The sequence below is a fragment of the Ruegeria sp. YTSC106 genome (assembly GCF_059609765.1).
In genome coordinates this window covers 266,765-280,816 of record NZ_JBXWMI010000003.1, presented here as the reverse complement: position 1 = coordinate 280,816, position 14,052 = coordinate 266,765, and the positions used below count along the sequence as shown (strand labels likewise).

Here is a 14,052-nt window from a genome sequence, read left to right as displayed (position 1 = left end):
GGACAAAAGCCAATGGGCCGACATGTGGCGGGATTATCTGGCATTTTACGAAACGGCCCTGCCCGATGACATATACGAAACAACCTTTTGCAGACTGCTGGGCGACGACCCGCAGGATTTTTCCTGTTTCGTTGCCGAGCAGAATGGCGCTCTGGTCGGACTGACACATTACCTGTTTCATCGTCATGCCTGGAAGGTGGAAAAAGTCTGCTACTTGCAGGACCTGTTCGCACGACCCGAGGCAAGGGGTTCCGGCGTTGGGCGGGCCTTGATCCAAGCAGTCTATGATGAGGCCGATCGTCAGGGCGCGCCATCGGTTTATTGGCTGACCCAGGAGTTCAACCATACTGCGCGGCAATTGTATGATCGCATCGGAACACTGACACCGTTCATCAAGTACGCCCGCTCATGAAGCGATTGAGTGCCCTTTTTCTGGCACTGGTTGTTTCTGGCTGCGCGACGGTTGAAACAATCGAGCTTCCCGGTCAGGTCCAGTCCATCGAAGCGACTTTGCCGCCTGCCAAATCTTTTTCGACTGCGCATCCCTCGCGGCCCGCTCGGTCCAACAAAAACATCGCCTCTGACTTCTTGTCCTTGCATTTCGAGCTGGAAAGCGGGGCCGCCCTGCCCGTTTTCACGCGATTTGAGACCCCGGTCACAGTCCGTCTGACCGGATCACCGACCGCAAGCATGCAGCAGGACCTGACCCGGTTGCTCAATCGCCTACGGCGCGAGGCCGGGATCAATATCCGGCAGGTCAACGAGGGTCAGGCCAATATCACCATCGAAGCCGTCAGTCAGAAAGACATTCTGCGCATTCTGCCCAACGCGGCGTGTTTTGTGGTCCCCAACTCGTCCAGCCTTGAAGAGTATCGACGTGACCGTCGAAAGATCAAAAGCAGTTGGACCGAGCTTCGAAAACGCGAACGGCTTGGGATTTTCATCCCATACGACGTTAGTCCGCAGGAAATACGTGATTGTCTGCATGAAGAACTGGCACAGGCCCTTGGTCCGCTGAACGACCTCTACCATCTGCCGGATTCGGTGTTCAACGACGACAACATTCATACTGTTCTGACCGGATTCGATATGCTGATCCTGCGGGCTGCTTATGCACCGGAACTGCGCACCGGCATGACCCGAGATCAGGTCGCCGCTGTCATTCCAGGAGTTCTTGGCAAGCTGAACCCGCGAGGGGACAGAGTGGCCGTTCAACCCTTCACGGATACGCCGCGCGAGTGGATTGACGCGATTCAGAAATCACTGGGGCCCGGGTCGGGTTCGCCCAGACAGATGCGCGCGGCGCGAAAAGCGGCACGGATCGGTCAGCAACAGGGTTGGACAGATCACCGCCGCGCCTATCCCCATTACCTGATGGGCAGGATGGAACAATTCCGAGACCCCAACGAAGCCCAGCGCCAGTTTCAGATTGCGCAACAGTTCCTGAAGGCCACGCCCGGAACAGACGTGCATCAGGCCTATGTAACGACTCAAACCGCAGCGTTTGCGCTGGCACAGGATAAGGGGCCCAGTGTTCTGCCTGAACTGGACAGGGCCATCGATGTCATGACCCGAGCTGAAAATGCCTCTTTGCTGGCCACATTGTTATTGCTGAAATCAGAGGCACTGAGACAGGCGGGACAGATCCAGAAGGCACGGGTCGTCAGGCTGGACAGCCTGGGATGGGCGCGGTACGGGTTTGGTTCGGATCTGGTGGCCCAGTCGTTGTCGCAGGATGGTGGCCGAAGAAACGCCGATAGCACGAAAGACGGATGACACACATATGTTGGTAGTTCTGGGAATGGCGGCACTGGGTGCAACCTTGGGCGCCCTGACCGCGAAAAAGCGCAGCGGCAATCGGGCCGATATGGCGCAATATGCAGCCGGGTACGGCATTGCCTTTGCGCTGGTGGGTCTGGCGATCTCGTTGGTTCTGGTGCGTTTGGTGGCCTGACGCGATGTTCCTGCCCTTCTTCGAAAACCTTCGCAAAGCTGGCATCCCGGTATCGCTTCGGGAGTATCTGACTTTTCTGGAAGGTATGAAAAAGGGTCTCGCCACCTATGATGTCGAGGCGTTCTACTATCTCGCCCGCGTTTCGATGGTGAAGGACGAACGCAACATCGACAAGTTCGACCGCGCTTTTGCCGCCAGTTTCGAAGGGCTGAACGAAATCAGTTTCGATCAGGTTCTGGAGGCCGTCGATATCCCCGGTGATTGGTTGGCCAAACTGGCCGAAAAACACCTGTCGGATGAAGAAAAAGCCGAGATCGAAGCGCTTGGCGGGTTCGACAAGCTGATGGAAACACTGCGCGAACGCCTCAAGGAACAACAAGGCCGTCATCAGGGCGGAAACAAGTGGATCGGCACAGCCGGAACTTCTCCATTCGGGGCCTATGGATACAACCCCGAAGGGGTCCGCATCGGTCAGAAGGAAAGCCGCCACCAGCGCGCGGTCAAAGTCTGGGACAAACGGGAATTCAGGAATCTGGACGACACGGTTGAACTGGGCACGCGCAACATCAAAGTTGCTTTGAAACGCCTGCGCCGCTGGGCGCGCGAAGGCGCTGCCGAGGAACTGGATCTGGATGGCACCATACGCGCCACCGCCGAACATGGCTATCTGGATGTCAAAACCCGCCCCGAACGCCACAACGCAGTCAAGGTACTGCTGTTTCTGGATGTCGGCGGATCAATGGACCCGCATATCAAGGTGGTCGAGGAATTGTTCTCAGCCGCGCGAACCGAGTTCAAGCATCTCGAATACTACTACTTCCACAATTGCCTCTATGAAGGTGTCTGGCGCGACAACCGCCGCCGGTGGGATCAGCAGACCCCGACCCACGAGGTTCTTCGCACCTATGGCAGTGACTATAAGTGCATCTTCGTCGGCGACGCCTCGATGAGCCCCTATGAGATCGCCTATCCCGGCGGCGCAAACGAGCATTGGAACGCAGAAGCCGGTCAGGTCTGGCTGCAACGCGCGCGGGATCAATGGGCATCGAACCTGTGGATCAACCCTGTGCCCGAGAAGTACTGGGAATACACCCATTCCATCGGCATGATCCGTGAAATCTTTGAAGATCGCATGGTGCCAATGACTCTGGCCGGTCTGGAACAGGGCATGAGGGAACTGACTCGGTAGCCAAGTTAAGGCTTCAAGCTTCGACCGGTTGTGTCCAAAACAAAAACAAACACCTCAAATACCCCCCACACAATGTTTACAAATAGCACACAAAAGGCTTCATAAGACTCGTCGAATTCCCATCTCGTGATAAGGTGCAAGCGCGTTAAAGCTGGGGGGAGAGATGGCCAGCCACAATTTGCGAAATCTTCTTGCGTCTGTGGCAACCGCCACATCACTGAGTGTTGCTGTCGCAGCAGCAGCGACTTTTGCGCTCGCGCCGGATGCAGCTTTCGCAAAGAACGACAATGGAAATGGCAAAGGGAATTCCGGAAAAGCCGACAATGGCAAGAGCAATGGATCCAATGGAAAAGGGAATTCCTCAAAGGGCTCCCAGGCCAACGGTGGTGGAAAAAACAACTCCAAGGGCAAAGCGTCAGCTTCGCAGAAAAGCGCCGGATCCAAAAAGCAACACGCTGCAAAAGCAAAAAAGTCTAATACAGGCACCGGCGGAAACCAAAAAGTCCGGCGTGTCTCGGTTGGTGAATTTGGACGAGAGTTCAAGAAGGATGTCCAACAGCTTTTCGGGAAACAGCCAGCGAAGAAGTCCGGCAATAAACCTGCAAAGAAAACTCGTACATACAAGACTGTTTCGGTCAAACCGATCGAACGCTCGTTACGCCCGGTAGCCCGGCATGACGGCACTCCTGGTTTGGCTGGCCGCAAGAAACACCGCTACCGTGACCCGCTGGCAGCAACGATCACCGATCCTAACGGCTCGGATAAACTGCGCAATCTGAACGCGTCGAAAGCGGCCTCCCCGGCATTTCGGAACGCTGCGGCCAACAGCAATGTTGGAAAGATCGCCACTTATCAGGCCGCTGCAGCGGAGTATTACGACCTGCGCGGTCAGCTCTATGATACACGACGCGACTTGCGGGATCTGAACGAAAGGTACGACGGGCGAAGCAGTGAACAGATTGCCGATGACATTGCAGCGCTTGATCCGTCGGATCCGGAATACCACAGCAAACGTGAAGCATTGGAATCCGAACTACGGGACGCTGAAACATATGAAGAAACCCGCGACGGTTTGCGCGCCGATCTGAAAGATCTTGGGCACCAGACACAGGATGCCCTTGAAGAAGCAGAAGACGCTTTCTTTGACGCCTCTAAGGGGCGCTCTCTGACAAAGGACGCGTTGGGCGATTATCATGACAATCTTGGGCTTCCGCAACCAAAGAGCCACCCGAAAGACGAAGTGACTGTACAACCAGTGCCTTACGATCCGACCTATCACCGGTATTCAGAGACTCTTCAATACCGCTCCAAGGATACCAATTTCCGCCTTCGCTACGACGCGTTGCACCATGACGGCAAGAAGCACCGATACAAGGACCCGCTGGCAGCCGCAATCACCGATCCCAATGGTTCGAGCAAGCTGCGCAATCTGAACGCGTCGAAAGCGGCCACCCCGGCCTTCCTGAACGCTGCCGCAAATAGCAATGTCGGAAAGATCGCCGCTTATCAGGCTGCCGCAGCGGAGTATTACGACCTGCGTGATCAGTTACACGATGCACGGAGGGGCTTAAGGGATCTGAACGAAAGCTATGACGGCCGGAGCAGTGACCAGATCGCTGATGATATTGCTGCGCTTGATCCCGGAGACCCAGGCTACAATGACAAACTCGATGCATTGGAAAGCGAACTGCAAGACGCACAGACCTTTGAGGAGGCACAAGGCGAACTCCGTGCCGATGTCAGAGATTTGAGAACGGACAGCCTGGTGGCGCAAAAAGAAGCTGAGCACGCGTTTTTTGATGCGTCCAAAGGGTCCACACTTACGGTTGAAACTTTGGCTGACCTACATGAAAATCTGGAGCTTCCTGCGCCCGGAAAACAATAGCAGCATCAGCGGTTTCTGGTGCTTTTTAAAGTGGCCAACACAACCCGACACATGAAGCCTTGCGAACCTGCGGCCCGGACTACATGTGCATCTTCGTCGGCGACGTCTCGATAAGCTGCTATGAGACCGCCTACCCCGGCGGCGCAAATGAGCATTGGAATGCAGAGGCCGGGCTGGTCTGGAACAGGGTATGAAGGAGCTGACCTGTTGAGGTCTGCCCCTGAATTTATCCGGAAACTGCCTGAATCCCAAGAAACAGTACCGCCGCCAGCATCGCTGCGGCGGGAACCGTGATAACCCACGCAGCAATGATGGTCAGGAAATGGGACCGGCGAACCAGTTTACGGCGACGGCGCTCCTCCGGTGCGAGACGGGGGCGCTCGGGAACAGTCAGGCTGGCCCGTTTCAGCCTTCGCTCTGCATCCCATTCACGAAAGAACCCGACCCCGAACACTGCACCAACCGCGATATGTGTCGAGCTGACAGGCAGACCCAGCCAGCTTGCGACGATCACCGTGATTGCAGCCGAAAGCGCGACGCAATAGGCCCGCATCGGGTTGAGCTTGGTGATCTGGCTGCCAACCATCCGGATCAGTTTCGGGCCGAACAGGAACAGGCCGAACGAAATGCCGAATGCACCAATGATCATAACCCAAAACGGGATGCTGACCGCCTGAGTAAAATCGCCAGAGGCTGAAGCCTGCACAATCGCGGCCAACGGCCCCACCGCGTTGGCAACATCATTTGCGCCATGCGCAAAGCTCAGCAACGCGGCTGAAACGATCAGTGGAATTCCAAACAGAATTTTCAGCGATTTGTTGCGGTTCTCAAGTCCCTCAGACTGGCGGCGGATAATCGGGATCATCACGGCCCAGATCAACCCGCCACAGACCGCACCGATCAGCAACGCTGACGCGAGATCAATTTTGATGATTTTCTTGAGGCCCTTGAGTGCCAGGTAAGATGCAAACGCGCCCGCCATGATCCCAACCAGCATCGGCACCCACTTGCGGGCCGCGGCGATCTTGTCTTCCTGATAGATGATCCTGGCCTTGATGAACCACAAGAAGCCAGCTGCGACCAGGCCCCCCAGAACTGGCGAGATTACCCAACTGGCTGCGATTTTGCTCATGGTGCCCCAGCTTACGGCCCCGAACCCGGCAGCGGCGATCCCTGCCCCCATGACACCGCCCACAACCGAATGCGTGGTGGAAACCGGCGCGCCGATCCATGTCGCCAGATTGACCCAAAGCGCAGAGGAAAGCAGCGCCGCCATCATCGCCCATATGAATACATCCGCCGTTCCCATGCTTTCCGGCGCGATGATCCCTTTGGCAATGGTCGATACGACATCGCCCCCGGCGATGAGCGCTCCGGCACTTTCAAAAATAACGGCAATCACGATGGCTCCGCCCATGGTAAGCGCATTCGCCCCCACGGCAGGTCCCATATTGTTGGCGACGTCGTTGGCGCCGATATTCAGCGCCATATAGGCCCCGAACATCGCCGCGATCACGACGACAAGCGTGTTGCTGCCCTGACCGAACAGGAAAGCAGCCACGAGACCCGCGATGACAATGAATGCAATGGCGATACCTGATCCCACAAAAGGTCGCCCAGCCTGAGCGGTCGCCAATTCTAGGCGTGAAAAGCGACGCAGGTCCCGGTCGAGCGTTTCCAAGTGACGCGCTTCATGGTTCTTGTCGGTCATGGGTCCCCCATCGATAGCGCCCCGTGGGTTAAGTGGGATCGATGCATTAATCAATAGTTCATATCAGGAAATCACAACTTATCGAAAGTTGCGCCGGTTTCGTCGCCCGAACATGCGGGTCGCGACAAACATCCCGCAGGTGTGACTTGCGCAATGCCAATGTTCGGACCATATCTTTAACATGCTCCGATTGACCCCGATCCTTTTGGCAATTGGCTACGCCATCGTGATGTACCGGATTTCCGTCTGGCGCACGCATCGTGAGTTGGACGCAAAGTCGACCGAACTGGCCGATCCGGCGCTTAAACGGATGACGGACCGGCTGGCGGCAGCTTTGGGCATCGATCGGGTGCCGGTTTACATCTATGAGATCGATCCGGTGAATGGGCTGGCTGCTCCGGATGGTCGAATTTTCATCACGCGCGGGTTTTACCGAAAATTCCGCAACGGAGAAGTTTCTGCCGAGGAAATGGCCAGCGTGATCGCACATGAGCTGGGTCACGTCGCCCTGGGTCATGCGCGGCGGCGAATGATTGATTTCTCGGGCCAGAACGCAATGCGAACGGCTTTGATACTGGTGTTGAACCGTTTCATCCCTTTCATCGGTGCGATGATCGCCAATGCGCTGACTGCCCTTTTGGCCTCGCGCCTGTCGCGAGCGGATGAGTATGAGGCGGATGAATATGCCGCGGCTTTGCTGACCAAGGCCGGCATCGGGATCGGACCTCAGAAGTCACTTTTTCACAAGCTGGAAGACCTGACGCAGCAACGGGCGGGCGTTGTGCCTGCCTGGTTGATGAGCCATCCGAAAACAGACGAACGAATTGCAGCGCTTGAGAAACTTGAGCAGCGTTGGGCGCGTGGCTGAGGCCGCGCAGCGAGAGGCCAGCCTCTCGCGCTCTCCGGGATATTTTCAGCCAGATGAAGCTGTGTCCCGCTCAGGCGCTCAGGGCTTTGCCCAGACGTGGCAGCCGGGCTTTTTTCATCAGTGCCCGCAGGGTCCATTGATCACCTGAGAGGCGGCTGGCCTCGGCAAGGACCTGAGCCGCGAGCGTGTTCATACCCTTTGGATCAGCTTGCCAGAAACCATGCAGCAGGCTGTCGGGATCTCTGCGGACCAGGCCTTCTTCCGCCAATATGTCTTTGGGAAAATCCTTGGCGTTCACCGTGACGATCATATCGGCGGACGCGGCAATCGCCGTCGCCAGCACGTGGATATCGGCGGCATCCGGCAGCCAAAGACGGTCGTGCAGGCCTTCATTCCCAGTCCGCTCGGCCTTGGGCCAGCCGGCTTGTGTCAGCGCGATTTCGGCCCGGGCTTGCACCTCGCCCGTTGGGCCAAGCTTGCGCGCGGCGCGGGCCCATTCTTCGAGGATGCGCGCGGACCAGATCGGAGTGAAATGGCCCAGGCGGGCAGCGCCCAAGAGCATCTCGCGCATCACGGTGGGATAGATGACGCAGGTGTCGAGCACGGCTTTCATAGGCGATAGAACACCGCTTTGAGATAGCCGCTTTCCGCCAGTTGCGGCAATTGCGGGTGATCGGGGCCTGCAAATCCGGTGTGGATCAGTTGGGCTTGGCGCCCGGCGCGGCCAATCCCACGGGAGGACGCATCACGAAAACGGCCTAGATCAGCGGCGTGCGAACACGAACACAACCCCAGATAACCACCGGGTTTGACCAGAGGTGTCGCCAGTCTTGCGATACGTTCATACGCGCGCAGACCCGCATCCAGCGCCTGCTTGGAAGGCGCAAAGGCGGGTGGATCGCAGACCACCAAGTCAAATTGCGCACCTTCTTCGCCCAACTGGACCAGCACGTCGAACGCGTCGCCTTGTCGGGTCTGTAACTTATCAGCAAGGTTCGACGCTTTGGCCCCTTTTTTCGCCAGGTCGAGCGCGGCGGCTGAGCCATCAACTGACAATGCCTGCCCCGCACCGCCTGCAAGCATCGCCAGACCGAAGCCGCCCACATGGCTGAACACGTCCAATACCTGCGCATCGGGATGAACCAGGCGCGCGGCAAAGGCGTGGTTGGGGCGCTGGTCATAAAACAGCCCGGTTTTCTGACCGCCTGTCAGATCCGCCATGTAGGTGGCGCCATTCATCGGCACCGGCAGGGGCGCATCAGGCGCGGTTCCGCGCAAAGTTTGATTGACGTCGTCCAGCCCTTCCAGCCCGCGCGTGCGGCCAGAGGCGTTCTTCAGCACCGTAGTCACGCCTGTGACTTTGACCAGAGCTTCTGTCAGCAGGTCCAGGTGCGCCTCGGCCCAGGCCGCGTTCGGCTGAATGACACAGGCCTCGCCAAAGCGGTCGATGATAACGCCGGGCAAGCCATCCGCTTCTGCATGGATCAAGCGGTAATATGGGGCAGCAAACAGGCGCTCGCGCAGATCAACGGCATGCCGCAAACGGCTCTCGAACCACGCCGCGTCAAGCTGCGCTTCAATGTCACGATCCAGCACCCGGCACATGATCTTAGACTCGGGGTTGACTGCCACCAGCGCGATGGGCGCGCGTTTGTCGTCTTCGAGTACGGCCAAGGCGCCCGCTGGAATCTTGCGGGTGCGGCGGTCGGTGACAATGTCATTGGCGTAGACCCACGGGAAGCCATGGCGCAGACCGCGCGCATTGGCTTTGGGTTTCAGGCGGATACGGGGGCGGTCGGCAGATTGGGTCATGGCGCCCTCATAGTCCTGAACGCGCCGGTGGGAAAGCCCTAGCGGTTACGGGATCGCCACCCGCCGCGGCGTTTCGGTGCCTGAGCCGTCTGAAGGCCTTCGGTCAGAACCTGCGTCATCGGGTGATCGGGGTTCTGCTCGGCATAGCCCGCGTGCAGTTCTGCCAGCGCTGTGTTCTGGTCGCAATCCGCAGGAACACTGAGTGCCCAATCCAGAAAGATGCTGCGGCATTCCGGCAAGGTTATGCCTTCGATTCGATAGGCTTCGCGGATCAGACCCTTATGGTCGTTGGGATCAGTGCTGCGCGCCATCTTCGTCTCCCTTGATCACACCCCCGATCAGATCGGCTGCGGTCGTATAACTCTCCAGCAAAGCCGCCTGTAGCGCCTCGACCTGTTCGAACCCGGTGGCACGGCACAAAAAAGCAGTTCCGCCTTCGCCGATCTTGTCGGCTTCGATAGCCTTGCCCGAAAGCAGCCGCGCCGCGCATTGCACGGACCAGCATAAGTCATAGCAAGCTTTCAGAGATTGCGCCTGTGCGACATCCAGCAACCCGGCTGCGACGGCGCCGTCCAGACCAGAGGACACATCACGCTGTGCGGACCCAGCCAGCAAGGCGCCGGTTTCGGCCATCAACTCGATATCCATCAATCGGCCGGGGCCGTTCTTGGCGTCCCATATGCCGGTGGGCGCCTTGGCCGCGGCCAGGCGCGACCGCATTTCGGCCACGTCGCGCAGCACTTTTCCCCGCTCTCGCGGGTGCGACAGAAACTCGGTGCGGAAGGCTTCGATTTCCTCGGCCAGCCCGGCATCCCCGGCAACAACATGCGCGCGGGTCAGGGCCAGATGCTCCCACACCCAGGCTTCGCTCTGCTGATAATTGACAAAGCTGGCCCAACTGGTCGCAACCGGCCCCTGATTGCCCGAAGGGCGCAGCCGCATATCGACCTCATATAAGCGTCCTTGCGACATCGGCGCGGACAGCGCTGTGATCAGGGCCTGCGTGAACCGCGCGTAGTAGGTGCGCGTGGCCAGAGGGCGCGGACCCTCAGACATGTCCTGATCCAAGGGATCGTAGATCACGATCATGTCCAGATCGGATTGCGAGTTGATCCGGCCCGCCCCCAGCGATCCCATCCCAAGCACGGCAGCGCCGCGCCCCGGTGCAGGGCCGTGTTTGCGGGCGAAATTCTCGGTGACATGCGGCAGGATGGCCGCGATGACCGATTGTGCCAGCTCGGCATATTGCTGACCCGCCTGCGCCCCGTCGATCAGGCCGCGCAGGTGATGCACACCAACCCGGAAATGCCATTCCTTGCACCAGCGCCGTGCAAGATCAAGCTGGGTTTCATAGTCTGTTTCTTCCGACAGAGCCTGCGTCAATTCCGCTTGCAACGCCTCTTGTCCCGGCCAATCCGCAAAGAAACTGCCCCCGATCACCGCGTCAAAAACAGACGCGTTGCGCGACAGATGCGAGGCCAGAGCATGCGACGTGCCAACGATATCGGTTAACAGCTCGATCAGTTGCGGATTCGCCTCAAACAGCGAAAACAGCTGCACCCCGGCTGGCAGGCCTGCCAGAAACCCGTCCAAAGCCATCAATGCTTCATCGGGCTTTGCGGTTTTAGCAAGACGCGACAGCAGCTCGGGCCGCAGACGTTCAAAAATCCGCGCGCCGCGCTGGGACCTCAGGGCCGGGTATGTCGTCCAGCGGGCCAAAACGCTTTTGTCGAATTCCACATCCTGCACTTGGACCGGTGCCGCACCCGGCCCCGGGGCAAAGAATCCTTCGGTCAACTCATGCACTTCGGTCAGGCGATTTGTCAGGTCTTGCGTCAACTCGGCACTGCTGATCCCCATCAGACAGGCAACCCGCTCGATCCCATCAGACGAACTCGGCACCTTGTGGGTCTGCGCGTCATGAATCATCTGGATGCGGTGTTCGACTTCGCGGTGCGCGCGGTAATGATCGGTCAGCTTATTGGCAACATCCTGCGGCACCCACCCTTTGGAGGCCAGTGCCGCCAGACCGGGAACGGTACCACGCACCCGCAGGTCAGCATCCCGGCCGCCCGCAATCAACTGACGGGTTTGTGTAAAGAACTCAATCTCGCGGATACCACCCTGTCCCAGTTTCATGTCGTGTCCGGGGATCGACAAGGACCCTCCGGTGCCTTTGTTTTCGCGGATGCGCAGACGCATGTCATGGGCGTCCTGAATGGCGGCAAAATCCAGATGGCGGCGCCAGACAAAGGGTCGCAGGCCGTCAAGGAAACGCTGCCCTGCGGACAGATCACCGGCACAGGGCCGTGCCTTGATATAAGCGGCGCGCTCCCAGGTTCGGCCCAGGCTTTCATAATACCGTTCGGCGGCCTCCATCGCCATGCAAACCGGTGTCACGGCGGGATCGGGGCGCAGCCTCAGATCCGTGCGGAAAACATAGCCGTCCGCCGTCTTATCACTCAACGTCGCACAGAAGTTGCGCGTGGCCCGAACCATGCCCTGCCGGGCCTCGTAAAAGTCATCAGGATCAAAGCGCGTCTCGTCAAACAAAACGATCAGATCAATGTCCGAGCTGTAGTTCAGCTCATGCGCGCCCATCTTTCCCATCGCCAGGATGACCAACCCGGCTGCGGTTTCGACATCATCCTCGGTCATACCCGGCAGCTTCTTGCGCCGGATCAGCGTTGCGATCTCGGCCTTGGCGGCAACATCGGCGGCCAGAGCGCCGAAATCGGTCAGGGCCGCAGTAACCTTCTCTAGTGGCCACGCACCTGCAATATCGGCCAACGCCGTAAGCAGGGCCATACGCCGCTTGGCCTGCCGCAATCCGGGCTTCAACTGATCCGGCAGCAGATCGCGCGCGGCGGTCATCACGTTATCCAGCGCCTGATCCGGGTGCATCAGAGCCTCGGGCAGCCAGCCCTTCTCTTGTTCGATCAAGCTTTTCAGATAGGGGCTCGAACCGGCGGTGCCCGCCACCAATTTCCCCATCTCAGCCGGCAAATCTGGCATCAAGGCCCGCGCTTCATCCCCGAGGGATGGATCGAAAGCACGCGGAAGTCGTAAAATGTCAAGAGCGTCAGTCATACGCGCAAACTGCGCATCGCAGCGCGTAATCGTCAATGGGGCATTCTGATCAGGTTTTCTGAACCGGCGTGTCCTGACTGAAACTGTTGACCCAAACGTCGTTTCTGCGTTCCCACAACGACGAAATCAGCATCGCTTCGCGCGTCGTCGCACCCGGGCGCAGATAATCGGCACGATACGACAGCAATACGATATCCCGTGTCAGAACGCGCAATCTCGCGTCGCTCAGATCAAACGCGGCCATTGTCGGCGCATCCGCGAATTGCCCAACGTGGTCGTCACGATTGGCAAATCCCGTGGGATACACACCAAGAAAATCTGCGCTCAGCAAAGCCCGATCCGCGCTTGCATTGCCGTCCACCAGCGCCATCCAGACCTGCTTTTCCAGGTCGAGTATTTCATTAAGCGCAGGTGCCGTCCTGTGTTCTGTCATTTCCATTCCCGCAACCTGCGACTGAAGATGTCCATCGTCAACCGAATTGAAGAATGTAAATCTTTTTCACATTGCCCCCTTGCAACCCCCATCAACGACCCCATCTAGACAATGTGAAAAGAATTTACATCAACCCTGGAGAGCTCAAATGACCGCACTGTCCGACCCCGCCGTCCCCGCGAATCCGGGATGGCTTTATCGAATTGAGGCCTGGCTGGATGACAAAGGCAAGGGGGCGTGGATCGCCGCCATGGTCCTTGGTTTCATCTTCTTCTGGCCAGTTGGCCTGGCCCTTCTGGCTTACATGATCTGGAGCAAACGCATGTTCAGCAAATCCTGCAGCCGCCGCAAATCCTGGCACAGCCACATGAGCGCGATGAAGCCGTCCGGCAACAGCGCATTTGACGCCTACAAGTCAGATACTCTGGCTCGCCTTGAACGCGAACAACAGGACTTCGAGGCGTTCCTGCGCCGCCTGCGCGATGCCAAGGACAAGGCCGAATTCGACGAGTTCATGGACGAACGCGCCCGCGAGAACCATGAAGACGAGGGTAAAGCCACGCCTGCCTGATTGACCTTGCCCTGTCCCGGCATTCCGGGACAGGGTACCCTGACCCACTTTTTCGGACCTGACGAATGAACCACCTGCCTGACCCGGATACCCAACCCGATTTCTACCGCTCGGTGACGAGCAAACGCTTTGTCGCGTGGTTGTTTGATGTCGCCTTCATCTCGCTTCTCTGCACGGTGGCGATTCTATTGAGCGCAGGCCTCGGTCTGTTTTTTCTGGCGGCGATCTATGCCGTGATCAGCTTTGTCTATCGCGTTGTAACCATAACCAACGGCTCGGCCACACTGGGCATGCGGTTCATGGGAATCGAATTGCGCGACGCATTTGGAGAGCGGATGGATATGGGCAAGGCCATCGCCCACACTGCCGGTTATTTCGTCAGCATGGCGGTAGCAGTGATTCAGATCATCTCGGTGATCATGATGCTGACCAGCGCCCGCGGCCAGGGACTGACCGACAGTTTTCTGGGCACGGTCATGATCAATCGACGGGCCTGAGACCCGGTTGCGTGAAACACTTGGCGGCCTCGGGAACGGTTG

General features: G+C 58.3%; 15 protein-coding genes and 1 pseudogene. 9 read left to right on the top strand and 7 right to left on the bottom strand.

What is annotated here, in order from left to right; genetic code table 11:
- Window positions 1-22: 22 nt before the first annotated feature.
- The 4 genes from AC2FEB_RS05775 to AC2FEB_RS05760 are packed head-to-tail and all read left to right on the top strand — an operon-like array spanning window position 23 to window position 3,143.
- On the top strand, window positions 23-412 hold the full coding sequence (locus AC2FEB_RS05775) for a GNAT family N-acetyltransferase (RefSeq protein WP_371415303.1): 390 nt from the start codon (window positions 23-25) through the stop codon (window positions 410-412).
- Complete coding sequence (locus tag AC2FEB_RS05770) at window positions 409-1,776, top strand: DUF2927 domain-containing protein (protein WP_496671198.1); 1,368 nt, start codon at window positions 409-411, stop codon at window positions 1,774-1,776. Before AC2FEB_RS05775 ends, AC2FEB_RS05770 begins: the two co-directional genes overlap by 4 nt.
- A gap of 7 nt (window positions 1,777-1,783) precedes the next feature.
- A complete protein-coding gene (locus AC2FEB_RS05765) occupies window positions 1,784-1,954 on the top strand; it encodes a hypothetical protein (protein ID WP_496671201.1) in 171 nt (56 codons plus the stop codon).
- A gap of 4 nt (window positions 1,955-1,958) precedes the next feature.
- Window positions 1,959-3,143 (top strand): vWA domain-containing protein, encoded by a 1,185-nt coding sequence (locus tag AC2FEB_RS05760; protein ID WP_299893900.1) that lies wholly within the window; start codon window positions 1,959-1,961, stop codon window positions 3,141-3,143.
- Window positions 3,144-3,242: 99 nt separating this feature from the next.
- On the opposite strand, the gene AC2FEB_RS05755 is transcribed toward AC2FEB_RS05760, so the two are convergent.
- Window positions 3,243-3,782 carry a hypothetical protein gene (locus tag AC2FEB_RS05755; protein WP_496671204.1) on the bottom strand — a complete coding sequence of 180 codons (540 nt, stop codon included), beginning with the start codon at window positions 3,780-3,782 and terminating at the stop codon, window positions 3,243-3,245.
- Between the two features lie 52 nt (window positions 3,783-3,834).
- Between AC2FEB_RS05755 and AC2FEB_RS05750 the strand changes: the two genes are divergently transcribed.
- Together AC2FEB_RS05750 and AC2FEB_RS05745 are read left to right on the top strand one after the other, a co-directional pair.
- Complete coding sequence (locus tag AC2FEB_RS05750; RefSeq protein ID WP_496883905.1) at window positions 3,835-5,028, top strand: hypothetical protein; 1,194 nt, start codon at window positions 3,835-3,837, stop codon at window positions 5,026-5,028.
- A gap of 44 nt (window positions 5,029-5,072) precedes the next feature.
- A pseudogene (locus tag AC2FEB_RS05745) lies at window positions 5,073-5,210 on the top strand (VWA domain-containing protein); the annotation flags it as partial.
- Window positions 5,211-5,254: 44 nt separating this feature from the next.
- Here the strand turns inward: AC2FEB_RS05745 and AC2FEB_RS05740 are convergent.
- Window positions 5,255-6,739, bottom strand: coding sequence for an inorganic phosphate transporter (locus AC2FEB_RS05740; RefSeq protein WP_496671209.1), 1,485 nt, complete (start codon window positions 6,737-6,739; stop codon window positions 5,255-5,257).
- A gap of 181 nt (window positions 6,740-6,920) precedes the next feature.
- On the opposite strand from AC2FEB_RS05740, the gene AC2FEB_RS05735 reads away from it, so the two are divergent.
- Entirely contained in the window at window positions 6,921-7,607 is a 687-nt protein-coding gene (locus tag AC2FEB_RS05735; RefSeq protein ID WP_496671212.1) for a M48 family metallopeptidase, read from the top strand.
- Window positions 7,608-7,677: 70 nt separating this feature from the next.
- Here AC2FEB_RS05735 and AC2FEB_RS05730 read toward each other — a convergent pair whose 3' ends face one another.
- The 5 genes from AC2FEB_RS05730 to AC2FEB_RS05710 are packed head-to-tail and all read right to left on the bottom strand — an operon-like array spanning window position 7,678 to window position 12,948.
- Complete coding sequence (locus tag AC2FEB_RS05730; RefSeq protein ID WP_496671214.1) at window positions 7,678-8,220, bottom strand: RSP_2648 family PIN domain-containing protein; 543 nt, start codon at window positions 8,218-8,220, stop codon at window positions 7,678-7,680.
- Window positions 8,217-9,419, bottom strand: coding sequence for an RSP_2647 family RNA methyltransferase (locus AC2FEB_RS05725; RefSeq protein WP_496671217.1), 1,203 nt, complete (start codon window positions 9,417-9,419; stop codon window positions 8,217-8,219). The genes AC2FEB_RS05730 and AC2FEB_RS05725 overlap by 4 nt, the downstream gene beginning before the upstream one ends.
- Window positions 9,420-9,457: 38 nt before the next feature.
- Window positions 9,458-9,730 (bottom strand): hypothetical protein, encoded by a 273-nt coding sequence (locus AC2FEB_RS05720; protein ID WP_496671220.1) that lies wholly within the window; start codon window positions 9,728-9,730, stop codon window positions 9,458-9,460.
- Window positions 9,714-12,509: a [protein-PII] uridylyltransferase family protein gene (locus tag AC2FEB_RS05715; protein ID WP_496671223.1), complete on the bottom strand. Its 2,796-nt coding sequence runs from the start codon at window positions 12,507-12,509 to the stop codon at window positions 9,714-9,716. Before AC2FEB_RS05715 ends, AC2FEB_RS05720 begins: the two co-directional genes overlap by 17 nt.
- 49 nt (window positions 12,510-12,558) lie before the next feature.
- The gene (locus AC2FEB_RS05710; protein WP_117868680.1) at window positions 12,559-12,948 is read right to left on the bottom strand and encodes a nuclear transport factor 2 family protein; all 390 of its coding nucleotides are present in this window, start codon (window positions 12,946-12,948) and stop codon (window positions 12,559-12,561) included.
- Between the two features lie 142 nt (window positions 12,949-13,090).
- Here AC2FEB_RS05710 and AC2FEB_RS05705 point away from each other — a divergent pair, with 142 nt between their 5' ends.
- Window positions 13,091-13,513, top strand: a complete 423-nt coding sequence (locus AC2FEB_RS05705) for a DUF2852 domain-containing protein (protein WP_496671229.1) — start codon at window positions 13,091-13,093, stop codon at window positions 13,511-13,513.
- Window positions 13,514-13,578: 65 nt separating this feature from the next.
- Window positions 13,579-14,010, top strand: a complete 432-nt coding sequence (locus tag AC2FEB_RS05700; RefSeq protein ID WP_117868678.1) for an RDD family protein — start codon at window positions 13,579-13,581, stop codon at window positions 14,008-14,010.
- Window positions 14,011-14,052: the final 42 nt, after the last annotated feature.